Below are 24,769 nucleotides of genomic sequence, written 5' to 3' on the forward strand. Positions count from 1 at the left end.
TCGACCGTTGATAAATGGTGCGCGCGTATATTAGACGCAGCAGAATATTAAGGTTGTGTTACGTTTTAATGACCACTTGCTCTAGACGGTGGGGCGCAAAGTGGTGTTGGCGTTATGGATCCCCGCCTTCGCGGGGATGACGGTAGGGGGCGGGGATGACGGTAGCGGGGCGGGGATGACGGTAGCGGGGATGGTCGTTATGCCTGCTCCCGCTCGAAGGCGACGATTTGCCGCTGCCGGCGGGAGAATTCCACGCCTATCAAATGGATGGGTTTGCCACTGGCACGGTATTTGTCGGCGTAGGCCTTGTGCTTCAGCTGGGCCAGGGCGCTGCCTTCCGGCACCTGCTCCACCACCTTGAATTCGAACAGGTAGATCTGGCCGTTAAAGTCCACCGCCATGTCTACCTTGCCGGTGTTGGAGGCATCCTCCACCGTGACCTTAAGGCCCAGGGCGGCAATGTGGCTGTAGAACACGCTGGCGTAGTGGCCTTCGTATTTGGCGATGGGGTTGTTGCGGTACCAGTCGTGGGGCAGGGCGGCGAACAGGGATTTAAAATGCTGCTCCAGGGCGGTGAAGTCGTTGGCCTGCAATACCCGTAGCAGGCGAATGGTGGGTTCGGCGCTGTCCAGCCCCAGTTGGGGCAGCAGGGCCTGGTTTAGGCTGGCTTCTACCTCCCGGTTGGGGTAGCCCAGGGTATAGAGCCAGTAGCTGGGCACCGGCTCTTCCTTGTGGCGGATGGTGAGATAGCCGGTCTGGAACAGCAGCGCCTCGGTGCTGATGTCGCCCACGTCGAACCGCCCCAGCAGGTTGAGCGGGCTTTCCAGCCGGTCCAGCTGTGGGGTGAAAAAGCCGCGCTCGGCCAGCAGTTTGACCAGAAAGGTCGGGGTGGCGCTCTCGAACCAGTAGGGCCTGAACTCCCGCTTCTGCAACAGCAACAGCACATCGAAGGGGTTGTACACCGACTCGGCGCCCCAGTTGTAGCCGTTGTACCAGGCCTTGATCTGCGCCCGGTCCAGTCCCGGCAGCTCGGGCGCGAACACGGTATCCACATCCTGCTCGGTATAGCCGCAAATGGCGCTGTAGGGGGCGTCCAGGGTGATGTCGTTGAGGTTGTTCAGCCCGGAGAACAGGCTGACCTTGCTGAATTTGGACACCCCGGTCAGCAGGCAGAAGCAGAGGTGGGGGTCGGCGTCCTTCAGCACCGAATACAGGTTTTTCAGCCCCTCGCGCAGCTCGGTGGCGATGGCCGTATCGGTGATGTTGTCCAGGATCGGCTTGTCGTATTCGTCGATCAGCACCGCCACCCGTTCGCCGTGCTGCTGGTGGGCGTGGCGGATCAGTTCGGCAAAGCGGCCTGCAATGCTCTGGTTGCCGAGCGAAACACCCAGCCGTTCGGCCTGCTCGTTCAGCTGCTCGCGGATGTGTTGGTCGAGCATCTCCCGGCTGTTCATTACCCCGCTGCCAAAGCCCAGGCGGACCACCGGGCGGGGCCGGGCCCAGTCCCACTTGTGATGGATAAAGAGGCCCTGGAACAGCGCTTCCTTCGCCTCGAACAGCTGGTGCAGGGTGTCGAGCAGCAGGCTTTTGCCGAAACGGCGTGGGCGGGAAAGGAAGTAGTACTTGCCCTGTTCGATCAGTTGATGGATATAGGGGGTTTTGTCCACATAGTAGTAGCCCCCTTCAATGATTTCCGAGAGTGACTGGATCCCGATGGGAAGCTTGCGCCTGCTCATTTCCAGCTCCTGGCCGCCTGACGAAGGCGTTAGTGTAGCATAGCGGCCAGCGGGCCATGTATTGCGATATGTTGCGTCACTAACGCGCTCCTTCCCGTCACTCCGCTCTTTCCCGTCACTCCCGCGCAGGCGGGAGTCCAGGTGTCGGGCGCCGATGTGGTGTTGGCGTTATGGATCCCCGCCTTCGCGGGGATGACGGCGGTAGGGGCGGGGATGACGGCAGTGGGAGCGGGGATGATATTCCCGTCACTCCCGCGCTCTTTCCCGTCACTCCCGCGCTCTTTCCCGTCACTCCCGCGCTCTTTCCTGTCACTCCCGCGCTCTTTCCCGTCACTCCCGCGAAGGCGGGAGTCCAGGTGTCGGGCGCCGATGTGGTGTTGGCGTTATGGATCCCCGCCTTCGCGGGGATGACGGTAACAGGGGCGGGGATGACGGCAGTGGGAGCGGGGATGATATTCCCGTTGCTCCCGTGCTCCTTCCCGTCACTCCTGCCCTTTCCCGTCACTCCCGCCCTTTCCCGTCACTCCCGCGAAGGCGGGAGTCCAGGTGTCGGGCGCCGATGTGGTGTTGGCGTTATGGATCCCCGCCTTCGCGGGGATGACGGCAGTGGGAGCGTGGATGACGGTAGCGCGGCCAATTCCGCCTATGCTCTAAACAACCGGTGTGCGTTCAACAGGAGGGCGATATGGCCGAACCGCATTATCAAATCCGTCCCATGCGCCGGCAGGAGGCCGGGCTGGCGGTGGAGTGGGCCGCACGGGAAGGGTGGAACCCGGGGCTGCACGACATGGATTCTTTCTACCAGGCCGATCCGGAGGGGTTTTTGCTCGGCCTGCTCGATGGCGAGCCCATCGCCTGCATTTCGGTGGTGAAATACGGCGATGATTTCGGTTTTCTCGGCTTTTATATCGTGGTGCCGCCCTTTCGCGGCCAGGGCTATGGCTTGCGCCTGTGGCAGGCGGGCATGGCCCGGCTGGCCGGGCGCAATGTGGGCCTGGACGGGGTGGTGGCGCAGCAGGACAACTACCGCAAGTCCGGCTTTGTCCTGGCCTGCCAGAATGTGCGTTACGAGGGGCGGGTGGCTGGCGGCTTAAGCGAGCCGGAGGGCATGGTGGCCTTTCCGGCCATGCCCTTCGAGGCCTTCGCCGCCTACGACCGGGATTTTTTTCCGGCCGAGCGGGGGCGCTTTCTCCGTGCCTGGCTCGCCCAGTCCGGCTCGGTGGCGCTGGGCATCCGCCGGGGCCAGCGGCTGGCGGGTTATGGCGTGATCCGGCCCTGCCGCTCCGGCTACAAGGTCGGCCCGCTGTTCGCCGACGATGCGGTCCAGGCGGATCGGCTGCTGCAGGCCCTGCTTGCCAAGGCCACGCCGGGTGCCCCCTTCTACCTGGATGTGCCTTCGGTCAATGCCGCCGCCGTGGCCCTGGCCGAGCGGCGGGGCATGCAGGCGGTGTTCAATACCGCCCGCATGTATACCGGCCGGCCACCCGAGCTGGCGGTGGCGCGTATGTTCGGGATCACCAGCTTCGAGCTGGGATAACGGGGGGGAGGCCATCATGGGGGCGGAGCTGAATCACACCATCGTCTGGTGCAGCAACAAGCAGCGTTCGGCGCGTTTTCTGGCAACCCTGCTCGGCCTGCCCGAGCCGGTGGCGTTCGGCCCCATGCTGGTGGTGCGGCTCGATAACGGCGTGTCCCTCGACTTTTATCAAAAGGAGGGACGCATCGCCGCCCAGCATTATGCCTTTTTGCTCGGCGACGACGACTTCGACCGGGCTTTTGCCCGCCTGCGCGAGCAGGGGCTGGACTACTGGGCCGATCCCGGCCGCCAGCGTGCCGGCGAGCTCTACCGGCTTCACGGCGGGCGCGGTTGCTACTTCGACGATCCCGACGGCCACCTGCTCGAGATCATGACCCGGCCCTACGTGCTCGGCGGCTGAGCCGGCCCACGGCGGGGCCTGCAGGGCCAATTTATTCGGCCTGCTCCCGCTCGACTCCCGCGCTCCTTCCCGTTACTCCTGCGCTCCTTCCCGTTACTCCTGCGCTCCTTCCCGTCACTCCTGCGCTCCTTCCCGTCACTCCCGCCCTTTCCCGTCACTCCCGCGAAGGCGGGAGTCCAGGTGTTGGGCGCCGATGTGGTGTTGGCGTTATGGATCCCCGCCTTCGCGGGGATGACGGCGGTAGGGGCGGGGATGACGGTGGTAGGAGCGGGGATGACGACAGTAGGGGCGGGGATGATATTCCCGTCACTCCCGTGCTCTTTCCCGTCACTCCCGCGAAGGCGGGAGTCCAGGTGTCGGGCGCCGATATGGTGTTGGCGTTATGGATCCCCGCCTTCGCGGGGATGACGGCAGTAGGGGAGGGGATGATATTCCCGTTGCTCCCGTGCTCCTTCCCGTCACTCCTGCCCTTTCCCGTCACTCCCGCCCTTTCCCGTCACTCCCGCGAAGGCGGGAGTCCAGGTGTCGGGCGCCGATGTGGTGTTGGCGTTATGGATCCCCGCCTTCGCGGGGATGACGACAGTAGGGGCGGGGATGACGGCAGTGGGAGCGGGGATGATATTCCCGTCACTCCCGCGCTCTTTCCCGTCACTCCCGCGAAGGCGGGAGTCCAGGTGTCTGGCGCCGATATGGTGTTGGCGTTATGGATCCCCGCCTTCGCGGGGATGACGGCAGTAGGGGCGGGGATGACGGCGGTAGGAGCGGGGATGACGACAGTAGGGGCGGGGATGATATTCCCGTCACTCCTGTGCACTTTCCCGTCACTCCCGCGAAGGCGGGAGTCCAGGTGTCGGGCGCCGACGTGGTGTTGGCGTTATGGATCCCCGCCTTCGCGGGGATGACGGCAGTAGGGGCGGGGATGACGGCGGTAGGGGCGGGGATGACGACAGTAGGGGCGGGGATGACGGTAACAGGTGCGGGGATGGTGGCGGGCCCTCAGAGCTGCTGGTGCGGGCCGAACACTTCGTAGTGCAGCTGCTCGTCGGCGATGCCCCAGGCGGACAGGGTGTCCTTGACCATGGCCATAAAGGGCAGGGGGCCGCAGAAGTAGTAATGGGCGCCGGGCAGCAGGATGCTGTCCTTGACCTTGTTCAGATCCATCAGGCCGGTGGCGTCAAAATCTTCCGCCGGGCGATCCTGGGCGGCGGGCTCGCGGTACCAGACGTGGGTCTCCAGGTTGGCGTGGGCCTGGCGGCGTTGCCGGATATCGTCACCAAAGGCGTGCTGGGCGCCGTTTTCGCAGGCATGCAGCCAGTGGATGGGCGCCGGGTGGCCCTGGGTGAGCAGCTGATCCAGCATGGCGCGCATCGGGGTCTGGCCCACGCCGCCGGAGATCAGCACCACCGGGGTGCCGGCATCCACCGCCATAAAGAAGTCTCCCGCCGGCGGCAGCAACTGCAGCACATCGCCCTCGGCTACCTTGTCGTGCAGGAAGTTGGAGCCGGTGCCGCCGGGCTCGCGCTTGACCGCGATGCGGTAATCCCGGCCGTTGGGGGCCTGGCACAGGGAATACTGGCGGTATTCCTTGTGGGCCAGTTCGGCCGCATCCAGGTGCAGGCTGAGGTACTGGCCGGGCAGGTAGTCGGCCACTGGGCCGCCGTCGGCCGGGGCCAGCAGGAAGCTGGTGATCTGCTCGCTCTCGGCCCGCTTTTCCTGCACCACAAAGGCGCGGGTGCCGCGCCAGCCGCCGGTTTTGCTCTCGTTGGCCCGGTAGATCTGCTCCTCCCGGCCGATAAAGATGCCGGCCAGGGCGCCGTAGGCCTGGGCCCAGGCGTCGATCACCTCGGGGGTGGCGGCGTCCGGGGCCAGTTCCTTGATGGTTTCCAGCAGGTGGTGGCCAACAATGTCGTACTGGGCCGGCTGGATGGCAAAGCCGGTGTGCTTGTGGGCAATGCGCTCCACCGCCGCGCCCAGCACCGCCGGGTTGTCGATGTTTTTGGCATAGGCCAGCACGGCGGCAAACAGCGCCGCCGGCTGGCGGCCGGACGCCTGGTGGCTCAGGTTGAACACGTCCTTCAGCTCCGGGTTGTCGCGGAACATGCGCCGGTAGAAGTGTTCGGTCAGGGCGGTGTTGGCCGACTCCAGCAGGGGAATGGTGCTCTTGATGATGTCGATGGTGCGTGCGTCCAGCATTTTGCTTCTCCGTTTTAATTGATATGTGAGGTGCAACTTTTCGCGCATCTTATAGATACATTTGATATGCATCAATAAGATCCTGCGGCTTTTATGCATGGTCCGGCCAGTGGGGGAGCGGAGAAAACGGCATTTTCCCTTTGCAACGGCGGGCTTAGCGACAACAATACTGTTATTTGCCAACGAATGAGGACGCCCCCATGACCCAAGATTCCCGCCTGCAGCAGGTGCTGGACGCCATCGACGCGGAAAACCGCCAGGATCCCCACCAGGAGCAGGCCGACGGCCAGAGCTGGCCCAAGGAATACCTCTACAGCCTGCGCATGAGCGAGCAGCTGGCCCGATTTGCGCCGAACGCCTCCGAATTGCTGCAAATCGCCGCCCGGGCCCAGCACATCCGGCGCTGGACGGTGCCCCGTACCGACTACCCCATGGACAGGGCCGGCTACAAGCACTGGCGCACCGATCTGGCGAAATATCACGGCGAACTCACCGCCAAATTAATGGAAAGTGCCGGTTACGGCGAAGAGGATCAGGAACGGGTGAAGGCCCTGCTGCTGAAGAAGCAGCTCAAGCGCGACGACGAGGTGCAAACCCTGGAAGACGTGATCTGCCTGGTGTTCATCCACTATTACCTGGAAGACTTCGCCACCAAGCACGAAGAGGAAAAGCTGCTCGACATCATCCGCAAAACCTGGGGCAAAATGTCGGAAGCGGGCCACGCCGCCGCCCTCAAGGTGCCGCTCAGCGCGCCGGTGCAGAGCCTGGTGGGCAAGGCGCTGGCGGCCTGAGCCGGGCGCTCAGCGCCTGGCCTTGCCGAAGGTGGCCGAGGGCAGCTCGCCAAAGCGCTGCTGGTACTCCTTGGCGAAGCGGCCCAGCTGGGTAAAACCGCAGTCCATGGCGATGCTGGAGACGCTTTCTCCGGCATCGGCCTGTTGCAGGCGCCGGCGCACTTCCTCGTAGCGCAGGTTGCGAAAGTGCGCCACCGGCGAGCAGCCGTAAACCTGGTGAAAGTCCTTGTACAGCCGTTCGCGGCCGATGCCCACCAGCTGTTCAAAATCCGACAAATTCAGCGATTTATCCAGATTTTCCTGCATCATGGCTTCCAGTTCGTGCAGGTAGGCGGGCCTGTTGAGTTGCCGGTCTTCCAGCTCGCGGGAATAGTTGTGCGGCTGGGCATAGAGCAGGCCGGTGATCAGGGTGTCCTGGAACGACGCCCAGACGTGGGGAAAGTCGAACAGGCTGCTCTGGTTTTGCAGCATGCCCTGCAGGGTGGCAACCGTGTTCCACCAGTCGCCCATGCCCTCGTTCAGCCGGATCCCCGGCTCGAAGATCACCGGCTTGGTGATCTCCCGGTGCAGCAGCGCCGCCAGCTTTTGCTCCACCGCGGCGCGGGAGATGCGCACCAGCTGCTTGCGGCAATCGGCGCCCAGTATCAGGCTGACCGGGTGGCCCGGTGAGACGATCAGTCCCAGCTCGGGGTTGGACTCAATTCTGTCCTTTTTGTGTTCGATGTACTGGCTGCCGGCCAGCGGCAGGCTGATGCTGTAGCTGTGCAGCAGATCCTGGGTTTTGACGTGGGCGGAGGTGGAGTACTCGATCACCCCGAAGGAGAGCTGGCCCAGCACGGCACCCTGGTGGCGAAACAGCAGCTCGTTGGGTTTTAGAATTTCCAGATCGTGGGGGCCGCAGACGCTCCTCATCCAGTCGCGGGCCGAACTGATGCTGTTCAGCTCCGCGGCCAGAAATTGTCGCTGTACCCTGTGGTGGTACTGGCTCATGGTATTCCCTCTCGGACAGTGCTTCCAGCCTCGTCATCGCCGGCATCCGGCCGTGATGAGTGAATGATTTTTTATTTTTTAACATCTGTTTTACGCGGCATCTTGGGCTCTTTGCCCCAGGCTGTCAACCAAGGGCGGGCAGGAGCGCCGCCTGGCACCGGCCTTATGAAGGCCCATCTTGTTTAACATTTTCGATCCATAAAAACTGCATATCGTTAACCGGCAAACTGAATATTGCCCCTTTCCCCGGAGCGCTAGATTGGCAGCCATGGCAATCAGGTTCAAAAGGAGAGGACCCCATGAGCACCCAGAGAAACTTGGCCCAGTGGCAAGCGTTCATCGAAAACAGCCTGGACTTTCGTCCCGATGAGGGCGTGTTCCGCATCGCCCGGGACATCTTTACCGACAGGGAACTGTTCGATCTCGAGATGGAGCTGATTTTCGAGAAGCAGTGGATCTTTGCCTGCCACGAAAGCCAGATCCCCAACCCCAACGACTTCATCACCATGCAGGCCGGCCGCCAGCCGATGATCATCACCCGCGACGGCAAGGGCGAGATCCATGCGCTGGCCAATACCTGCCAGCACCGGGGGGCGACCCTGACCCGGGTATGCAAGGGCAACCAGTCCACCTTTACCTGCCCCTTCCACGCCTGGTGCTACAAGTCCGACGGCCGGCTGGTGAAGGTAAAGGCGCCCGGTGAATACCCCGCCGATTTCGACAAGTCCAGCCGCGGCCTGCGCCAGGCGCGCGTTGCCAGCTACAAGGGCTTTGTCTTTATCAGCCTGGACACCGAGTCGGGCCTGAGCCTGGAGGATTTTCTCGGCGACACCCGGCTGTTCTTCGACATGATGGTGGAGCAGTCCGCCACCGGCGAGCTGGAGGTACTGCCCGGCCAGTCCACCTACACCTTCAACGGCAACTGGAAGCTGCAGAACGAAAACGGCCTGGACGGCTATCACGTCAGCACCGTGCATTACAACTACGTCAGCACGGTGCAGCACCGCCGCGAGCTGGAAGCCCGGAAGCAGGGCACCACCGGCGACACCCTGGACTACAGCAAGCTGGGCGCCGGCGACAAGGACACCGACGACGGCTGGTTCTCCTTCCGCCATGGCCACAGCCTGCTGTTCAGCGACATGCCCAACCCCGAGGTCCGCCCCGGTTACCGGACCGTGATGCCGCGCCTGCTGGAGCAGCTGCCGGAAGAGCGGGCCAGGTGGACCATGCACCGGCTGCGCAACCTGAACATCTACCCCAGCCTGTTCTTCATGGATCAGATCAGCTCCCAGCTGCGCATCATCCGCCCGGTGGCCTGGAACAAGACCGAGGTGATCAGCCTCTGCCTGGGCGTCAAGGGCGAGTCGGACGCGGATCGGGAAAACCGCATCCGTCAGTTCGAGGACTTCTTCAACGTCTCCGGCATGGGCACCCCCGACGATCTGGTGGAGTTCAAGGAGTCCCAGCGCGGTTTCGAGGCCCGGCTCTCCCCCTGGAGCGACATTTCCCGGGGTTACGAGACCTGGCAGTACGGCGAAACCCCCAACAGCAAGGTGCTGGGCATCCGGCCGGTGATCACCGGGGTCGAGTTCACCCACGAAGGGCTCTACGTGAACCAGCACGGCGCCTGGCAGCAGATGATGCGGGAAGGACTGAAGCAAAAGGCACGTCAGGAGGAGGTTTAAACCATGGAACACCAACAGTCACTCGAGCAGTTTTTTTACCGGGTTGCCGAATTCTGCGACAACCAGGACTGGGACAACTACCTGGAGCAGTTCGCCCCCGACTGCGAATTCCATATTCCCCAGTGGGACAGCGAGCACAGCTACACCCGGGATCCCAAGCGGGAAATGTCGCTGATGTACTACCCCAACCGGGGCGGCATCGAGGATCGGGTGTTCCGCATCCGCACCGGCAAGTCGGCGGCCTGTACCCCCATGCCGCGCACCCTGCATCTGATCGACAACCTGCGCTACCGGCAGGACAAGGACGGCCGGTTCGAGGTGAAGGTGAACTGGGTCACCCATTACTACCGTTTCGGCGAGAGCCACCACTTCTTCGGCACCGCCAACTACCGGCTGCGCCGGGAAGGGGACGCCTGGAAGATCACCTATAAGCAGTCCATTTTGCTGAACGACAAGATTGATTCGGTACTGGATTTCTATCACGTCTAACTTGGGCCGAGGTTGTTATGTCCTATTCTGCCGCCATCGTTTTCCGTGATGGAAACACCCGCTTCATCGAGGTGAAGCCAAACGAACTGCTGATGGATGCCGCCCTGCGCCAGGGCGTCAAGCTGCCGGTCGACTGCCGGGAAGGGGTCTGCGCCACCTGCCGCGGACGCTGCGAGTCCGGCGAGGTCGAGCTCGAGTACGTGGATGACGAAGCCCTGAGCGAAAAGGAGCTCGCGGCCGGCCATATCCTGGCCTGCCAGACCCGGCTGACGTCGTCCGGCTCCTTCTACTTCGATGTGGACTCCACCCTGTGCAGCGTGTCCACCGAGCTGTTCGAGGGCACCGTCAGCGCCTTCAAACAGGTGTCGGACGCGGCCGCCCTTATCGAAATCAAGCTGCAGGGCGAGGGCGGCCGGCTCAGGTACCTGCCCGGGCAGTATGCGCGGGTACAGGTGCCGGGCACGGGCGAGTGGCGGGCCTATTCCTTCGCCAACCACTCGGCGGCAGAAGGTTTTGTCCGTTTTCTGATCCGGCTGCTGCCGAGCGGGGTGATGAGCGACTACCTGCGCCAGCGTTGCCGGGTGGGCGACGCCATCCGCTTCGAGGCCCCCATGGGCGCCTTCTACCTGCGGGAGGTGGAGCGGCCCCTGCTGATGGTGGCCGGCGGCACCGGCCTGTCCGCCTTCCTCGCCATGCTGGAGCGGCTGGCGGAGCAGGGCGACTGCCCGCACGCCATCCGCCTGTGCTACGGCGTGACCCAGGATCAGGATCTGAGCGAGCTGGAGCGGCTGGACTCCTTCAGGGAGCGGCTGGCCGACTTCGACTACGAGGTCATCGTGATGAAGCCTTCCGAGCACTGGCAGGGCAAGCGCGGCGTGGTGTGCGACCTGTTCGACCGGGACTTTTTGCAGCAGCCCTTCGACGCCTACCTGTGCGGGCCGCCGCCGATGATCGACGCCACCCGGACCTGGCTGGAAGCCACCCCCGTGGCCGAACACCGGCTCTACTTCGAAAAATTCGTGTCCAGCTGATCCGGCGCCATGGTCACAACGCATTCTGGAGATGTACCAATGAACAAACTCAAGGCGGCCATCATAGGCCCGGGCAACATCGGCACCGACCTGCTGATGAAGATGCTGCGCTCCGACTGGATTGAGCCGGTGTGGATGGTGGGCATCGACCCCACGTCGGAAGGCCTGAAGCGCGCCCGCGAGATGGGCATCAAGACCTGCGACACCGGCGTCGACGGCCTGCTGCCCCACGTCATTGCGGACGACATCCGCATCGCCTTCGACGCCACCTCGGCCTATGTCCACGCCGAGAACAGCCGTAAGCTCAACGAGCTGGGGGTCATCATGATTGACCTGACCCCCGCCGCCGTCGGCCCCTTCTGCGTGCCGCCGGTCAACCTCAAGCAGCACGCCGCCCGGCTCGAGATGAACGTCAACATGGTCACCTGCGGCGGCCAGGCCACCATCCCCATGGTGGCCGCCGTAAGCCGGGTGCAGCCGGTCGCCTACGGCGAAATCATCGCCACCGTCGCCTCCCGCTCGGTCGGCCCCGGCACCCGCCAGAACATCGACGAGTTCACCCGCACCACCGCCGGCGCGGTGGAGTCGGTGGGCGGCGCCCGCCAGGGCAAGGCCATCATCATCATCAACCCGGCCGAGCCGCCGCTGATGATGCGCGACACCGTGCACTGCCTGGTGGACGGCGAGCCGGATCAGGCCGCCATCACCCGCTCGGTGCTGGACATGGTCGAGCAGGTACAGCAGTACGTGCCCGGCTACCGCCTGGTCAACGGCCCGGTGTTCGACGGCAATAAGGTCTCCATGTTCATGGAAGTGGCCGGCCTGGGCGACTTCCTGCCCACCTATGCCGGCAACCTGGACATCATGACCGCCGCCGCCCTGCGCACCGCCGAGCTGTTCGCACAAGAGGCGGCCGGCGGTGCCATTCAACTGCCGGCCCGGGGCTAAGGAGACAAGCGAGATGAACCTGAAAGACAAAAAGGTCGTGCTGCACGACATGAGCCTGCGCGACGGCATGCACGCCAAGCGCCACCAGATTTCCCTCGAACAGATGGTGGCCATCGCCACCGGCCTGGACCAGGCCGGTATGCCGCTGATTGAAGTGACCCACGGCGATGGCCTGGGCGGCGCCTCTGTCAACTACGGCTTCCCCGCCCATTCCGACGAGGACTACCTCAAGGCGGTGGTGCCGCGGATGACGCAGGCCAGGGTGTCGGCGCTGCTGCTGCCCGGCATCGGCACCGTCGACCACCTGCGCATGGCGCGGGACCACGGGGTGAGCACCATCCGGGTGGCCACCCACTGCACCGAGGCGGACGTGTCCCAGCAGCACATCGGCCTGGCCGCCAAGCTCGGCATGGACACCGTCGGCTTTTTGATGATGGCGCACATGGCCAGCCCCGAGAAGATCCTGGAGCAGGCCCGGCTAATGGTCGACTACGGCGCCAACTGCATCTACGTCACCGACTCCGCCGGCTACATGCTGCCCGATGACGTCAGCGCCCGCTTAAGCCTGCTGCGCGCCGAGCTGCCGGCGGCGGTGGAGCTCGGTTTCCACGGCCACCACAACATGGGCATGGCGGTGGCCAACTCCCTGGCCGCCATCGAGGCCGGTGCCGTGCGCATCGACGGCTCGGTGGCGGGCCTGGGGGCCGGCGCCGGCAATACCCCGCTGGAAGTGCTGTGCGCGGTGCTCGACCGGCTGGGCGCCGACACCGGCATCGACCTGTACCGCATCATGGACGTGGCCGAGGATCTGGTGGTGCCGATGATGGACCAGCCCATCCGCGTCGACCGGGATGCCCTGACCCTGGGCTACGCCGGGGTGTACTCCTCCTTCCTGCTGTTCGCGAAGCGCGCCGAGGCCAAGTACGGCGTGTCCGCCCGGGACATCCTGGTGGAGCTGGGCCGTCGCGGCACCGTCGGCGGCCAGGAAGACATGATTGAAGACCTGGCCCTGACCCTGGCCAAACAACAAGGACTAAAACGATGAGCAAGCTGACCCAAGCCCAGATTGAGCACCTGGCCGAGCACCTGGAAACCGCCGAGCTCGAGGCCTATGAGGTGACCAAAATCACCGACGACTACCCCGAGATGAGCTACCGGGATGCGTTCGACATCCAGTGGGAAATCCGCCGCCGCAAGGAGGCCCGGGGCACCAAGATTGTGGGCATGAAGATGGGCCTGACCTCCTGGGCCAAGATGGCGCAGATGGGGGTGGAGCATCCCTGCTACGGCTTTCTGGCCGACTACTTCAGCGTGCCGGACGGCGGCGACATCAAGTTCGACGAGCTTATCCACCCCAAGATTGAAGCCGAGCTGGCCTTCGTCACCAAGGCGGAGCTGAAGGGCCCGGGTTGCCACATCGGCGACGTGCTGCGCGCCACCGACTTCGTGCTGCCGGCGGTGGAGGTGATCGACTCCCGCTACAAGGACTTCAAGTTCGACCTGAAGAGCGTGATTGCCGACAACTCCAGCTCCAGCCGTTTTATCACCGGCGGGCGCATGGCCGAGGCGAGCGAGCTGGACCTGAAGACCCTGGGCGTGGTGATGGAAGTCAACGGCGAAGTGGTGCAGACCGGCGCGGGCGCGGCGGTGCTGGGCCACCCGGCGGCCTCGGTGGCGATGCTGGCCAACATGCTGGCCGAGCGCGGCGAGGTGATTCCGGCGGGCAGCTTCATCATGATTGGCGCCATCACCGCGGCGGTGCCGGTGCAGAAGGGCGACAGCTTCGTGGTGCACTACCAGGGGCTGGGCAGCATCAGCGGGCGGGTGGTGTAACCGCCGCCGCGACCGCCAGACAGCGCGATAACGTGACAAACAACAGAGCCACAGAAGGAGACGCCGCCATGCCGATAGTCCTGGTGAACATGATGGAAGGGCGCAACGACGCCCAGAAGGAAGCGGTCATCGAGGAAGTGACCGCCGCCCTGGTGCGGGCGCTGGACGCGCCGCGGGAGTCGGTGCGGGTGCTGATTAACGAGCTGCCCCCGCAACACTTCGGCATCGGCGGCCAATCGGCCAAAAAGCTGGGGCGTTAGCCCGTAGGGTCGAATTTATTCGACCTAAATACACAACAGGAGGCCAGGATGCCCCACTACACCATCACCCTGCACCACCCGGACCAACCCTGCGAGCAGTTCCGGGTCGCCCCCGGGCAAAGCCTGCTCGCCGGGGCCGAGGCCGGGCTCCAGCGGCCGGTGCCGGTGGGCTGCCGCTGCGGCGGCTGCGGGCTGTGCCGGGTGCGCATCCTGCAGGGCCCCTACCAACGGCAATGCATGAGTCGCCGCCACGTCAGCCTTGAGCAGGCCGAGCAGGGCTATGCCCTGGCCTGCCGGGTGCTGCCCGAGGGCGACCTGGAGATCGAGCTGGCCACCCCCTGCCCGGATACCCCGGCGGCCCGGCTCTGCAACGGACATGGATAAGGAGTAAGGACGATGAAAAAAGGTGTAATCCGCCCCGGCCACGTGCAGCTGCGCGTGATGAACATGTTTGAGGCCCTGGCCCACTACCGGGACCTGCTCGGCCTGATTGAAACCGACCGGGACGACCAGGGCCGGGTCTACCTCAAGGGCTGGACCGAAGTGGACCAGTTCTCGGTGGTGCTGCGCGAGGCCGACGAGCCCGGCATGGACTTTATGGCGTTCAAGGTGCTGGACGAGGCCACCCTCGACCGCCTGCACCGGGACCTGCTCGCCTACGGCGTGGCGGTGGAGGACATCCCCGAAGGCGAACTCAAGGGCTGCGGCCGCCGGCTGCGCTTTACCGCGCCCACCGGTCATGCCTTTGAGCTGTTCGCCAGCAAGGCTCAGCCCGGCCGCTACGGCATCGGCAACCACAATCCGGAAGCCTGGCCCCGTGACCTCAAGGGCATGAAGGCCCAGCGCTTCGACCACTGCCTGCTGTACGGCGACGACCTGGACGGCACCTACAAGCTGTTCCACGAGGTGCTCGGCTTCGACCTGTGTGAGCAGGTGCTGACCCCGGACGGCGAGCGGGTGGCCCAGTTCCTCACCGTGTCGATGAAGTCCCACGACGTGGCCTTTATCAAACATGCGGAGAAGAACAAGTTCCACCACGCCTCCTTCTTCCTGGAAACCTGGGAGGACGTGCTGCGCGCCGGCGACCTGATTTCGATGACCAACACCTCCATCGACATCGGCCCCACCCGCCACGGCATTACCCACGGCCAGACCATCTACTTCTTCGACCCCTCGGGCAACCGCAACGAGGTGTTCTGCGGCGGCGACGCCTTCTACCCGGATCACCCGCCCATCACCTGGGACGCGGACAAGCTGGGCAAGGCCATCTTCTACCACGACCGCCAGCTGAACGAACGCTTCCTGACCGTGCTGACTTAAGCGCTGGAAGCTTGAGGCTGGAAGCTGGACGTAAACAGCGCACCGCAACATACCGTCACTCCCGCGCAGGCGGGAGTCCAGGCCCCGGGCGCCGGGGCAACCCATGACGAGAGCAACACATGAACGAATTCAAGCACTTTATTAACGGCGAGTACGTCGCCTCCGCCAGCGGCAAGACCTTCGACAACCGCTGCCCGGTGGACAACAGCCTGATCGGCCGGGTGCACGAGGCCGGCCGTGACGAGGTCGACGCCGCCGTACGCGCCGCCAGGGCCGCGCTCAAGGGCCCCTGGGGCAAGCTCACCCAGGCCCAGCGCACCGCCCTGCTGCACAAGGTCGCCGACCGCATCAACGAGCGCTTCGACGAGTTCCTCGAGGCCGAGTGCCGCGACACCGGCAAGCCCTACCGCATCGCCAGCCACATCGACATTCCGCGCGGCGCCGCCAACTTCACCGCCTTCGCCGAGACACTGGCCAACCACCCCACCGAGGGCTTCCGCCTGGACACCCCGGACGGCAAAGGCGCGCTCAACGTCGGCCACCGCAGCCCCAAGGGGGTGATTGCCGTTATCTCCCCCTGGAACCTGCCGCTGCTGCTGATGACCTGGAAGGTGGGCCCGGCCCTGGCCTGCGGCAACACCGTGGTGGTCAAGCCGTCGGAAGAAACCCCCGCCACCACCACCCTGCTGGGTGAGGTGATGAACGAGTGCGGGGTGCCGCCCGGGGTGTTCAACGTGGTGCACGGCTTCGGCCCCGACTCCGCCGGCGAGTTCCTCACCACTCACCCGCTGGTGGACGCCATCACCTTCACCGGCGAGACCCGCACCGGCGAGGCCATCATGAAGGCCGCCGCCGTGGGCCTGCGCAACATCTCGCTGGAGTGCGGCGGCAAGAACCCCGGTATCGTGTTCGCCGACTGCGACCTGGAGAAGGCGGTGGAGGGCACCATGCGTTCGGCCTTCGTCAACTGCGGCCAGGTGTGCCTGGGCACCGAGCGGGTGTACGTGGAGCGGCCCATCTTCGACGCCTTCCTGGCGCGGATGAAGGAAGAAGTGGCCAAGCTGAAACTCGGCCGGCCACAGGACCCGCAGGCCAACTTCGGCCCGCTGGTGAGCCAGGAGCACCGGGACAAGGTGCTGTCCTACTACCGCCTGGCGGTGGAGGAGGGCGCCACCGTGGAAATCGGCGGCGGCATCCCGGACATGGGCCCCGAGCTCAACGGCGGCGCCTGGGTCGCGCCGACCATCTGGACCGGCCTGAGCGACGACGCCCGGGTGATCCGCGAGGAAATCTTCGGGCCCTGCTGCCATATCCGGCCGTTCGACCGCGAAGAGGAAGTCATCGCCTTGGCCAACGACACCGACTATGGCCTGGCCGCGGCCATCTGGACCGAGAGCAGCAGCCGGGCGGTGCGGGTGGCGGAGCAGATGGAAGCGGGCATCGTGTGGGTGAACAGCTGGTTCCTGCGCGACCTGCGCACCGCCTTCGGCGGCGCCAAGCAGTCCGGCATCGGCCGGGAGGGCGGGGTGCACGGCCTGGAGTTCTACACCGAGCTGAAGAACATCTGTATCAAGTTGTAAGCGCCGTTTGGGATTAAGTGTAATCGGACAAAGCGCACGGCTCCGCCGACACGCCGTAAAGACAGGACACTCGCAGTTTCGACCTGCTGCGAACATTCACTGGATGTTCGGTCAGGCCGAAACCGCTCGTCACGGCGAGCAAGCTCGCCCCCTGGGGGCTCCGCCGCGCCCTCCCTGGCGCGGAGGGTCGGCGGAGCCGCACCCTTTGCCCGCCCCCAACGCCCAGTGTCGCCTGTTGGCAAGGCCATCAGGCCACGGCGGAGCTTGCAAAGAGGCAACAGGGATTGCCTCCACCGACCGTCACATGCCAGGGATGGCATGTGCCGAGCGTCACAGGGATGTGCTTGCAGCGTGTCGGTGGAGGTGGCCCTGTTGTCTCTTCACTGGGTCACCACAGACAGGCTTAGCAACGTTCGTAAACCGTTTTAAGGACAGACCATGAACCAGGAACAGATTATCCACCACGGCGACGAGCTCTACCGGGCCCTGCGCCAGCGCGAGCCCCTGGCGCCGCTCACCCGCCGCGTCGAGGACATCAGCATCGACGATGCCTATAACATCTCGCTGCGCCTGCTCGACCGCCGCCTGGCCGACGGCGAGCGGGTCATCGGCAAGAAAATCGGCCTCACCTCCAAGGCGGTGCAGACCATGCTCAAGGTGGACCAGCCGGACTTCGGCTTTCTCACCGACGCCATGGTGTACAGCCAGGGCCAGGAGGTGCCCATCGGCCAGCAGCTTATCCAGCCGCGGGCCGAAGGCGAAATCGCCTTTATCCTCAAGCGCGACCTGATGGGCCCGGGGGTGACCGCCGCCGACGTGCTGGCCGCCACCGAGTGCGTGCTGCCCTGCTTCGAGGTGGTGGATTCGCGCATCGAAAATTGGCAGATAAAAATCCAGGACACCATTGCCGACAACGCCTCCTGCGGGGTCTTTGTGCTGGGTGACACCGCGGTGAGCCCGCGCAAGCTCGACCTGGCCACCTGCGGCATGGTGGTGGAAAAGAACGGGGCCATCATCAGCACCGGCGCCGGGGCGGCGGCCCTGGGCAGCCCGGTGAACTGCGTGGCCTGGCTGGCCAATACCTTAGGTGCGCGCGGCATCGGGCTGAAGGCGGGCGAGGTGATACTGTCCGGCGCCCTGGTGCCGCTGGAGCCGGTGCGGGCCGGGGACTACCTGACGGTGTCCGTCGGCGGCATCGGCAGCGCCTCGGTGCGCTTTAGCTGAGTTCCTCGCCGGGGCCGGCAGGCCCGGCCCCGGCAGAAGCAACCGTGAGTCATAAACGGACTGAATAACATCATAACGGAGTTGAACATGACCAGATTCAAAACAGCACTCACCCTGGTAGCGGCCGCCGGCCTGGCACTGGGTTCCGTCACCGCCCAGGCCCGGGATTTCCGCCTCGGCCTTATCACCCCGCCGGCCCATATCTGGACCCAGGCGGCCACCGACTTCGCCCAGGAGCTGCGCGACCAGTCCCACGGCCAGCACCGGGTGTCGGTATTTCCCTCCCAGCAACTGGGCAACGAAGCCCAGATGGTGCAACAGCTGCAAACCGGCGCCCTGGACATGGCCTTCCTGACCATCGCCGAGATCTCCAACCGGGTGCCCGACTTCGGCGCCCTCTATGCCCCCTACCTGGTGGAGGACATCGATCAGGCCGCCGCCCTGCTGCAGTCGGACGCGGCTTCCCGCTTGCTGGATCAGCTGCCGGGCAGCGTCGGCGTGGTGGGCATCGGCTACGGCATGGCCGGCATGCGCCAGGTGCTGAGCCGGACCGCGGTGGAAGGCCCCGGGGATCTGAAGGGCAAGAAACTGCGCATCACCCCCTTCGAGCCCATCCGCGACTTCTATACCGCCTTGGGAGCGGCGCCCACGCCGCTGCCCCTGCCCGGCGTGTACGACGCCCTGGCCAACGGCCAGGTCGACGCCATCGACATGGATTTCGACTCCATCCTGGTGCTGAAATTCTACGAGCGGGCCAACCACCTGCTGCTGTCCAACCACATGATGTTCCCCATGGTGGGCGTGGTATCCGGACGGATGTGGCGCGAGCTGAACGATGACGACAAGGCGCTGATCCAGACCCTGATGAAGGCCCAGCTGGACAAGGTGATCGACCAGTTCCGGCAACAGGAGCGGGATCAGGAGCAGCAGCTGCGTGATCTGAACATCCAGATCGTCGAGGCGGATCGCGCCACCTTCACCGATGCCATTCAGCGCTGGGAAGCCACCTGGTCCGGCAAGGCCAAGGCGCTGGACGGACTGCGCCGGGCCGCCATGGATATCAAGGGCAGCTGAGCCGATTTGTAACCAGGAGAGCCCCGGCATGCCGGGGCCGGGGAGAGTGGAGTAATGCTTAAGCGCATATCGGATAAGGTAGCGTCGGCGGAAATGACGGTTGCGGCCTTGCTGGCCGGGGCCGTCACCTTGCTGGTGCTGCTCAATATCGTCACCCGGGCCATGGGACAGGCGATTTACTGGGTGGACGAGCTGGCCATCTACTGCATGGTATGGATGACCTTTATCAGCACCTCGGCGGTCTTGAAAAAGCGCCGGGGTGTTTCCGTCACCATCCTTACCGACCTGCTTCCAGCCGCCCTGCGGCGCTGGCTGACGGTGTTCAGTGACCTGATGATACTGGGGTTTGCCCTGGCCCTCTTCGTGCTGTGCTGGCGTTGGTACAGCCCCCTGGCCCTGATGCAGGCGGGGTTTGATTTCCAGGCCTTTCAGTCGGAAACCTTCAACTTTATGTACGCGGAAAACACCAATACCCTGGGCATCAAAAAGTTCTGGGTCTGGCTGGTGCTGCCGGTGTTCTCCCTGTCCCTGGGAATTCACGCCCTGCTCAACCTGTTTGACAGCCTGAGCGGTTCGCAACAGACAATGACGGGAGAGCCCACATGACCCTGGTTGTATTCCTGGTACTGCTGTTTACCGCCGTGCCCATCGCCCTGGTATTGGCGCTCACCGCCATCTGGTATATCGGCTCCTCCGGCAATACCGTGCTGTTCGAGTCTTATCCCCAGCAGCTGTTCGGGGCCATCGAGAGCTATGGCCTGCTGGCCATTCCCCTCTTTATGCTGGCCGGCGAGCTGATGAACGAAGGCGGCCTGACCAAGCGGCTGATCAACCTGGCGCGGATCCTGGTGGGCGGCTTCAGGGGCGGGCTCGCCTACATCAACCTGGTGGCCAATATGATGATGGCGGCCATCATGGGCTCGGCGGCGTCGCAGATCGCCATCATGTCCCGGGCCATGGTGCCGGCGATGGAGAAGGAAGGCTACGACAAGCCCTTCTCGGCGGCCATTACCGCCGCCGGCGGCCTGCTGTCGCCCATCATTCCCCCGTCCATGCTGTTCGTGCTGTTCGGGGTGCTGGCCCAGGTACCCATCGCCGAGATGTTTATCGCCGGCATTGTGCCCGGGCTTATCATGTCGTTGCTGTTCTTCCTGGTCATCAGCCTGATGGGGCTGGTCCACCAGTACCCGAAAGGGGACTGGCCCAGCCGCAGGCAGGCCCTGGAATATCTGCTGATGGGGCTGCCGGCCGGGGTGATCCCGGTGCTGATCATCGGCGGCATCCTCACCGGCCTGGCCACCCCGACCGAGTCGGCGGCGCTGGCGTCGCTGGGCGCCCTGCTGATCGGCAAGTTCGTGTACAAGGATCTGCAGTTCTCGCACCTGTTCGGCATCCTCCGGCGCACCGCCATCAACTCCGGCATGGTGATCCTGCTGATCGCGGCGGCCGGGGTGTTCGGCTGGGTGATCGTGTTCGAGGAAATTCCCCAGGGCGCCGCCGCCTGGATCGCCGAGCAGACTTCGGATCCCTTCGTGTTCCTGCTGATGGTGGTGGGCATACTGCTGCTGGTGGGCATGGTGCTCGACGGCATCGCCGCCCTGATCCTGGTGGTGCCCATACTGCTGCCCATCGCTCAGCTGCAGTTCGGCATCAGCCCCTATCAGTTCGGGGTGGTGGTGTGCCTGACCCTGGTGATGGGGCTGCTGACCCCGCCGGTGGGCGCCGGGCTCTTCATCGCCTCCTCCATGACCGGGGCTTCCCCCCTGAGCATCTTCCGTGCGCTGCTGCCCTTCCTGCTGGCGACCCTGGTGACCCTGGTGCTGCTGAGCTGGAAAGGCAGCCTGGTGACCATGTTGCTGTGATGGCGTCGGCAGGCCCGAAGGCGACGCGCTGCGGGCCATACCGCTCTGATCAACGGGTGCCCGGCGCCACCCGTGTCAGGCAGTCGGCGAAGCGGGCGGCGGGGGAAGCGGGGGCCTCGTCCCTGCGCAGCAGCAGCTGCCAGTCCAGGTGGAGCCCTTCTTCCGTCACCCGCACCGTGCTCAGCCCGCCCTGGGCCAGGTAGGGTGCCAGCACCCACTCCGGCATGATGGTCAGCCCGAAGCCTTCCTTCACCAGGGCGATCACCGCCTCGGTCACCCCGGCCCGGATCACCCGGGCCGGCAACACCCGGTAGTGGCTGAACAGCTGCTCGTATTCCCGTCCCTTGCCCGGCTGGGTGTGGTAGGTCACGTAGGTGTGGGCCGCCACCTGCCCGGCGTTCACCCAGTCTTGTCCGGCCAGTTCGTGCCCCGCGGGCAGCACCAGCCGCATCTCGTCCCGGAACAGCCGCCGGCACTGGAAGCCCTCGGGCGGCTGGCCCGAGGTCAGCGCCAGGTCGATGCGCCCGGTGCGCAGGGCGGCGTAGGGATCGAGGGAGACATCGGGGATGATCTCCACGCTGATGGTGGGCTGCTCCCGGGCGAAGGCGGCCAGGCAGGCGGGCAGCCAGTGGTAGCCGCCGTAGGCCTCGTTGCCCAGGCGCACCACGTGCTCTATGCCCACCGACAGCTTGTTGATGTCGGCCTCGGCCCGCTCCAGCTCCGCCAGCACCAGCCGGGAGGAATGCAGCAGCCGCTTGCCGGCGCTGGTGGGTACCAGTTTCTTGTGCTGGCGGTAGAACAGCTCGGTGTTGAGCAGCCGCTCCGCCTCCTTGATGCGGTGGCTCAGGGCGGACTGGGTCAGGCCCAGCAACTGGGCGGCCTCCACCAGGCTGCCGGCCTCGCTCAGGGCCACCATCATCTGCATGTGCCGGGTACTGACTCGAACGCTCATGTATTAATTTATTTAATTGAAAAGTGAATATTAATGAAATTTACACCAAGGCCGGGGGCGGCGTAAACTCAAGTTATCTTCAATTGTTAACAGGATGTTGGTTATGCGCGGCAAGGAATCGATCACCGCCCGCCAGGGCATGGTGGATCTGGACAACGAAGGGGTGCACTGGCAACAGGACCTCAGCTACGGCCAGTACCTGGATCTGGACGCCCTGCTCCATTGCCAGCGGCCCCGCTCCGCCGAGCACGACGAGATGCTGTTCATCGTCATCCACCAGGTGTCGGAGCTGTGGATCAAGCTGTGCCTGCACGAGGCCCATGCCGCCGCCGAGCATATCCGCCGGGACCAGCTGCAACCGGCGTTCAAGATGCTGTCGCGGGTGGCACGCATCCAGGAGCAGTTGATCAAGGCCTGGGAAGTGCTGGTGACCATGACCCCGGCCGACTATGCCCGCTTTCGCGGCAGCCTGGGGCAGAGCTCGGGCTTCCAGTCCTACCAGTACCGGGAGCTGGAGTTTTTGCTCGGCAACAAGAACGCCCGCATGGTGGAGGCCCACCGGGCCCACCCGGAGCATTACCGGCACCTGACCGCCATACTGGCAGCCCCCAGCATCTACGACATCAGCCTGCAGCTGCTGCACCGGCGCGGCTTCGCGTTGCCCGCCCACTGCCTTGAGCGGGACTGGTCCCAGCCCTACCAGGCCTGCGCCGAGGTGGAAGCCGCCTGGTCCCGGGTCTATCACCATACCGAACAGCACTGGGATCTGTACGAGCTGGCCGAGAAGCTGGTGGACATGGAATACAACTTCCAGAAATGGCGCTTCAGCCACATGAAGACGGTGGAGCGCATCATCGGCCACAAGAAGGGCACCGGCGGCACCGGCGGCGTTTCCTACCTGGTGAAGGCGCTGGACCTGACCTTTTTCCCCGAACTCTGGGCGGTTCGCACCAGCATCTGAGGAGGACGACGTATGAGCCGACTCTGGGACATTTCCCAAACCCTGCGTCCCGGCATACCGGTGTGGCCGGGCGACACCCCCTACGGTGCCGAGCCGAGCTGGGTGATGGAAAACGGCTGCCCGGTGAACGTGGCGCGGCTGTGCCTGTCCACCCACACCGGCACCCATGCCGACGCGCCCCTGCATTACCACGCCGAGGGCCAGGCCATGGCCGAGGTGGCGCTGGAGGCCTATGTCGGCCCCTGCCTGGTGTTGGACCTGACCCATGCCCGCGGCCGGGTGGAGCCCGGCGACCTGCCCGCCGGGCTGCCGGCGCGGCTGGAGCGGGTGCTGCTGAAAACCTGCGGCCGTTTTCCCCATGATCAATGGCGGGCGGACTTTACCGCCGTGGCCGCCGCCACCATCGATCTGCTGGCCGAGCGGGGCGCCCGCCTTATCGGGGTCGACAGCCCCTCGCTGGACCCCCAGGACGCCAAGACCCTGGATGCCCACCAGCGGGTCTGGCATCACCGCATGGCCATCCTGGAAGGGCTGGTGCTGGACGACATCGAGCCCGGCCATTACGAACTGATAGCCCCCCCGTTGAAACTGGCGCACCTGGACGCCTCGCCCGTGCGCGCCCTGCTGAGGAGTATTGAAGCATGACCACCCTGACCCGCGACCATCTGGCCCGGCTGGATAGGGACGATCCCCTGGCCCCTTACCGGCAACAGTTCGAGCTGGAAGAGGGGCTTATCTACCTGAACGGCAACTCCCTGGGCGCCCTGCCCGGGGCCGCCCGCCGGCGTGCCGCCGAGGTGGTGGAGCAGGAGTGGGGCCGGGGCCTTATCCGCAGCTGGAACACCCACGACTGGATAAGCCTGCCCGAGCGGGTGGGGGACAAAATCGCCCGCCTGATCGGTGCCGAGCGGGGCGAGGTGGTGGTGGCCGATTCCACCTCGGTCAACCTGTTCAAGCTGGCGGCGGCGGCGCTGGAGATGCGCCAGGGACGCGGCAAGGTAGTCTCCGAACCCGGCAACTTCCCCACGGATCTCTACATCCTGCAGGGGCTGGAGCGGTTCCGGCCCGGCGTGCGGCTGGAAACGGCACCGCGGGAGGCGCTGGACACGCTTATCGACGAAGACACCGCCCTGGTGGTGCTGACCCATGTGCACTACAAGTCCGGCGAGATGTTCGACATGGCCGCCCTTACCGCCCGGGCCCGGGCCGTGGGCGCGCTGATGCTGTGGGATCTGAGCCACAGCGCCGGCGCCGTGCCGGTCGACCTGAACGGCGCCGGAGCCGACTTCGCCGTGGGTTGCGGCTACAAGTACCTGAACGGCGGCCCCGGCGCCCCCGGTTTTCTGTTCGTGGCCCGCCGCCACCAGGAGGACTTCCGCCAGCCCCTGAGCGGCTGGTTCGGCCACGCCAATCCCTTCGCCATGCAGGACAGATTCGAGCCGGCCGCCGGCATCCGGCGCGGCCTGTGCGGCACCACCGGGGTGCTGGCCACCAGCGTGCTGGAGGTGGGGGTGGAGCTGATGGTTTCCGCCGACATGGGGCAGATCCGCGCCAAGTCCCGCCGGATGGGGGAGAGCTTCATCGAGCTGGTGGAGTCGCACTGCGGGAATTTCGGTTTCGGGCTCGCCTCGCCGCGGGACGCCGAGCGGCGCGGCAGCCAGGTGTCGCTCACCCATGAGCAGGGCTTCGCCATCATGCAGGCGCTGATCGCCCGCAATATCATCGGCGACTTCCGCGCCCCCGACATACTGCGCTTCGGCTTTACCCCCCTCTACACCCGCTACGTGGATCTGTGGGACACGGTGCAGGCCCTGGCCGAGGTGATGCGCCGGGAAGAGTGGAAGCAGCCCGAATTCCGCAAACTGACCGCGGTAACCTGAGCCCGGCCACCAACCTCATTACC

General features: G+C 65.0%; 24 protein-coding genes. 20 read left to right on the top strand and 4 right to left on the bottom strand.

The features are described from left to right. Positions 1-197 precede the first annotated feature (197 nt). Entirely contained in the window at positions 198-1,736 is a 1,539-nt protein-coding gene (locus tag ACT7DK_RS04675; RefSeq protein WP_445396807.1) for an AAA family ATPase, read from the bottom strand. 685 nt (positions 1,737-2,421) lie between these two features. Here ACT7DK_RS04675 and ACT7DK_RS04680 point away from each other — a divergent pair. Together ACT7DK_RS04680 and ACT7DK_RS04685 are read left to right on the top strand one after the other, a co-directional pair. Next, positions 2,422-3,273 carry a GNAT family N-acetyltransferase gene (locus tag ACT7DK_RS04680; RefSeq protein WP_445396809.1) on the top strand — a complete coding sequence of 284 codons (852 nt, stop codon included), beginning with the start codon at positions 2,422-2,424 and terminating at the stop codon, positions 3,271-3,273. Positions 3,274-3,289: 16 nt separating this feature from the next. Further along, a complete protein-coding gene (locus ACT7DK_RS04685) occupies positions 3,290-3,673 on the top strand; it encodes a VOC family protein (protein WP_445396811.1) in 384 nt (127 codons plus the stop codon). A gap of 996 nt (positions 3,674-4,669) precedes the next feature. Here ACT7DK_RS04685 and hmpA read toward each other — a convergent pair. Beyond that, positions 4,670-5,866: an NO-inducible flavohemoprotein gene (gene hmpA / locus ACT7DK_RS04690; RefSeq protein WP_445396813.1), complete on the bottom strand. Its 1,197-nt coding sequence runs from the start codon at positions 5,864-5,866 to the stop codon at positions 4,670-4,672. Between the two features lie 200 nt (positions 5,867-6,066). On the opposite strand from hmpA, the gene ACT7DK_RS04695 reads away from it, so the two are divergent. Then, positions 6,067-6,657 carry a DUF4202 domain-containing protein gene (locus ACT7DK_RS04695; RefSeq protein ID WP_445396815.1) on the top strand — a complete coding sequence of 197 codons (591 nt, stop codon included), beginning with the start codon at positions 6,067-6,069 and terminating at the stop codon, positions 6,655-6,657. A 9-nt stretch (positions 6,658-6,666) separates the two neighbouring features. Here the strand turns inward: ACT7DK_RS04695 and ACT7DK_RS04700 are convergent, their stop codons facing one another. Then, entirely contained in the window at positions 6,667-7,647 is a 981-nt protein-coding gene (locus ACT7DK_RS04700; RefSeq protein WP_445396817.1) for an AraC family transcriptional regulator, read from the bottom strand. A gap of 299 nt (positions 7,648-7,946) precedes the next feature. On the opposite strand from ACT7DK_RS04700, the gene antA reads away from it, so the two are divergent. From antA to ACT7DK_RS04770, 14 genes are all read left to right on the top strand, one after another. After that, entirely contained in the window at positions 7,947-9,332 is a 1,386-nt protein-coding gene (gene antA, locus ACT7DK_RS04705; RefSeq protein WP_445396819.1) for an anthranilate 1,2-dioxygenase large subunit, read from the top strand. Between the two features lie 3 nt (positions 9,333-9,335). Beyond that, positions 9,336-9,821, top strand: coding sequence for an anthranilate 1,2-dioxygenase small subunit (antB, locus tag ACT7DK_RS04710; protein ID WP_445396821.1), 486 nt, complete (start codon positions 9,336-9,338; stop codon positions 9,819-9,821). A 17-nt stretch (positions 9,822-9,838) separates the two neighbouring features. Then, complete coding sequence (gene antC, locus ACT7DK_RS04715; RefSeq protein WP_445396823.1) at positions 9,839-10,852, top strand: anthranilate 1,2-dioxygenase electron transfer component AntC; 1,014 nt, start codon at positions 9,839-9,841, stop codon at positions 10,850-10,852. Positions 10,853-10,891: 39 nt separating this feature from the next. Further along, positions 10,892-11,800: an acetaldehyde dehydrogenase (acetylating) gene (locus tag ACT7DK_RS04720; RefSeq protein WP_445396825.1), complete on the top strand. Its 909-nt coding sequence runs from the start codon at positions 10,892-10,894 to the stop codon at positions 11,798-11,800. A 13-nt stretch (positions 11,801-11,813) separates the two neighbouring features. Continuing rightward, a complete protein-coding gene (gene dmpG, locus ACT7DK_RS04725; RefSeq protein ID WP_445396827.1) occupies positions 11,814-12,845 on the top strand; it encodes a 4-hydroxy-2-oxovalerate aldolase in 1,032 nt (343 codons plus the stop codon). Continuing rightward, positions 12,842-13,633 carry a 2-oxo-3-hexenedioate decarboxylase gene (gene dmpH / locus ACT7DK_RS04730; protein ID WP_094040055.1) on the top strand — a complete coding sequence of 264 codons (792 nt, stop codon included), beginning with the start codon at positions 12,842-12,844 and terminating at the stop codon, positions 13,631-13,633. The genes dmpG and dmpH overlap by 4 nt, the downstream gene beginning before the upstream one ends. 68 nt (positions 13,634-13,701) lie before the next feature. Next, positions 13,702-13,893, top strand: a complete 192-nt coding sequence (locus tag ACT7DK_RS04735) for a 2-hydroxymuconate tautomerase (RefSeq protein ID WP_106729025.1) — start codon at positions 13,702-13,704, stop codon at positions 13,891-13,893. 48 nt (positions 13,894-13,941) lie between these two features. Continuing rightward, a complete protein-coding gene (locus tag ACT7DK_RS04740; protein ID WP_445396830.1) occupies positions 13,942-14,277 on the top strand; it encodes a 2Fe-2S iron-sulfur cluster-binding protein in 336 nt (111 codons plus the stop codon). Positions 14,278-14,289: 12 nt separating this feature from the next. Then, the gene (locus ACT7DK_RS04745; protein ID WP_445396832.1) at positions 14,290-15,213 is read left to right on the top strand and encodes a catechol 2,3-dioxygenase; all 924 of its coding nucleotides are present in this window, start codon (positions 14,290-14,292) and stop codon (positions 15,211-15,213) included. A gap of 119 nt (positions 15,214-15,332) precedes the next feature. Beyond that, on the top strand, positions 15,333-16,793 hold the full coding sequence (locus tag ACT7DK_RS04750; protein WP_445396834.1) for a 2-hydroxymuconic semialdehyde dehydrogenase: 1,461 nt from the start codon (positions 15,333-15,335) through the stop codon (positions 16,791-16,793). Positions 16,794-17,231: 438 nt separating this feature from the next. After that, positions 17,232-18,017: a 2-oxopent-4-enoate hydratase gene (dmpE, locus tag ACT7DK_RS04755; RefSeq protein WP_445396836.1), complete on the top strand. Its 786-nt coding sequence runs from the start codon at positions 17,232-17,234 to the stop codon at positions 18,015-18,017. 87 nt (positions 18,018-18,104) lie between these two features. Then, complete coding sequence (locus ACT7DK_RS04760) at positions 18,105-19,091, top strand: TRAP transporter substrate-binding protein (RefSeq protein WP_445396838.1); 987 nt, start codon at positions 18,105-18,107, stop codon at positions 19,089-19,091. Positions 19,092-19,145: 54 nt separating this feature from the next. Then, positions 19,146-19,697, top strand: a complete 552-nt coding sequence (locus ACT7DK_RS04765; protein ID WP_445396840.1) for a TRAP transporter small permease — start codon at positions 19,146-19,148, stop codon at positions 19,695-19,697. Then, entirely contained in the window at positions 19,694-20,953 is a 1,260-nt protein-coding gene (locus ACT7DK_RS04770) for a TRAP transporter large permease (protein ID WP_445396842.1), read from the top strand. Before ACT7DK_RS04765 ends, ACT7DK_RS04770 begins: the two co-directional genes overlap by 4 nt. Before the next feature lie 49 nt (positions 20,954-21,002). Here ACT7DK_RS04770 and ACT7DK_RS04775 read toward each other — a convergent pair whose 3' ends face one another. Next, complete coding sequence (locus tag ACT7DK_RS04775) at positions 21,003-21,905, bottom strand: LysR family transcriptional regulator (protein ID WP_445396844.1); 903 nt, start codon at positions 21,903-21,905, stop codon at positions 21,003-21,005. Between the two features lie 103 nt (positions 21,906-22,008). Here ACT7DK_RS04775 and kynA point away from each other — a divergent pair, with 103 nt between their 5' ends. Genes kynA through kynU form a run of 3 tightly spaced genes read left to right on the top strand, consistent with a single transcriptional unit; the run spans position 22,009 to position 24,746 of the window. Next, positions 22,009-22,866: a tryptophan 2,3-dioxygenase gene (gene kynA, locus ACT7DK_RS04780; RefSeq protein WP_445396846.1), complete on the top strand. Its 858-nt coding sequence runs from the start codon at positions 22,009-22,011 to the stop codon at positions 22,864-22,866. A gap of 12 nt (positions 22,867-22,878) precedes the next feature. Further along, complete coding sequence (kynB, locus tag ACT7DK_RS04785) at positions 22,879-23,511, top strand: arylformamidase (protein ID WP_445396848.1); 633 nt, start codon at positions 22,879-22,881, stop codon at positions 23,509-23,511. Next, positions 23,508-24,746: a kynureninase gene (gene kynU, locus ACT7DK_RS04790; RefSeq protein WP_445396850.1), complete on the top strand. Its 1,239-nt coding sequence runs from the start codon at positions 23,508-23,510 to the stop codon at positions 24,744-24,746. Before kynB ends, kynU begins: the two co-directional genes overlap by 4 nt. Positions 24,747-24,769: the final 23 nt, after the last annotated feature.

The organism is Zobellella sp. An-6 (genome assembly GCF_052487945.1).

Excerpts from the sequence above, each read along its gene's own strand:
- ACT7DK_RS04675 (WP_445396807.1), bottom strand. The coding sequence starts at position 1,736 with ATGAGCAGGCGCAAGCTTCCCATCGGGATCCAGTCACTCTCGGAAATC.
- ACT7DK_RS04680 (WP_445396809.1), top strand. The coding sequence starts at position 2,422 with ATGGCCGAACCGCATTATCAAATCCGTCCCATGCGCCGGCAGGAGGCC.
- ACT7DK_RS04685 (WP_445396811.1), top strand. The coding sequence starts at position 3,290 with ATGGGGGCGGAGCTGAATCACACCATCGTCTGGTGCAGCAACAAGCAG.
- hmpA (WP_445396813.1), bottom strand. The coding sequence starts at position 5,866 with ATGCTGGACGCACGCACCATCGACATCATCAAGAGCACCATTCCCCTG.
- ACT7DK_RS04695 (WP_445396815.1), top strand. The coding sequence starts at position 6,067 with ATGACCCAAGATTCCCGCCTGCAGCAGGTGCTGGACGCCATCGACGCG.
- ACT7DK_RS04700 (WP_445396817.1), bottom strand. The coding sequence starts at position 7,647 with ATGAGCCAGTACCACCACAGGGTACAGCGACAATTTCTGGCCGCGGAG.
- antA (WP_445396819.1), top strand. The coding sequence starts at position 7,947 with ATGAGCACCCAGAGAAACTTGGCCCAGTGGCAAGCGTTCATCGAAAAC.
- antB (WP_445396821.1), top strand. The coding sequence starts at position 9,336 with ATGGAACACCAACAGTCACTCGAGCAGTTTTTTTACCGGGTTGCCGAA.
- antC (WP_445396823.1), top strand. The coding sequence starts at position 9,839 with ATGTCCTATTCTGCCGCCATCGTTTTCCGTGATGGAAACACCCGCTTC.
- ACT7DK_RS04720 (WP_445396825.1), top strand. The coding sequence starts at position 10,892 with ATGAACAAACTCAAGGCGGCCATCATAGGCCCGGGCAACATCGGCACC.
- dmpG (WP_445396827.1), top strand. The coding sequence starts at position 11,814 with ATGAACCTGAAAGACAAAAAGGTCGTGCTGCACGACATGAGCCTGCGC.
- dmpH (WP_094040055.1), top strand. The coding sequence starts at position 12,842 with ATGAGCAAGCTGACCCAAGCCCAGATTGAGCACCTGGCCGAGCACCTG.
- ACT7DK_RS04735 (WP_106729025.1), top strand. The coding sequence starts at position 13,702 with ATGCCGATAGTCCTGGTGAACATGATGGAAGGGCGCAACGACGCCCAG.
- ACT7DK_RS04740 (WP_445396830.1), top strand. The coding sequence starts at position 13,942 with ATGCCCCACTACACCATCACCCTGCACCACCCGGACCAACCCTGCGAG.
- ACT7DK_RS04745 (WP_445396832.1), top strand. The coding sequence starts at position 14,290 with ATGAAAAAAGGTGTAATCCGCCCCGGCCACGTGCAGCTGCGCGTGATG.
- ACT7DK_RS04750 (WP_445396834.1), top strand. The coding sequence starts at position 15,333 with ATGAACGAATTCAAGCACTTTATTAACGGCGAGTACGTCGCCTCCGCC.
- dmpE (WP_445396836.1), top strand. The coding sequence starts at position 17,232 with ATGAACCAGGAACAGATTATCCACCACGGCGACGAGCTCTACCGGGCC.
- ACT7DK_RS04760 (WP_445396838.1), top strand. The coding sequence starts at position 18,105 with ATGACCAGATTCAAAACAGCACTCACCCTGGTAGCGGCCGCCGGCCTG.
- ACT7DK_RS04765 (WP_445396840.1), top strand. The coding sequence starts at position 19,146 with ATGCTTAAGCGCATATCGGATAAGGTAGCGTCGGCGGAAATGACGGTT.
- ACT7DK_RS04770 (WP_445396842.1), top strand. The coding sequence starts at position 19,694 with ATGACCCTGGTTGTATTCCTGGTACTGCTGTTTACCGCCGTGCCCATC.
- ACT7DK_RS04775 (WP_445396844.1), bottom strand. The coding sequence starts at position 21,905 with ATGAGCGTTCGAGTCAGTACCCGGCACATGCAGATGATGGTGGCCCTG.
- kynA (WP_445396846.1), top strand. The coding sequence starts at position 22,009 with ATGCGCGGCAAGGAATCGATCACCGCCCGCCAGGGCATGGTGGATCTG.
- kynB (WP_445396848.1), top strand. The coding sequence starts at position 22,879 with ATGAGCCGACTCTGGGACATTTCCCAAACCCTGCGTCCCGGCATACCG.
- kynU (WP_445396850.1), top strand. The coding sequence starts at position 23,508 with ATGACCACCCTGACCCGCGACCATCTGGCCCGGCTGGATAGGGACGAT.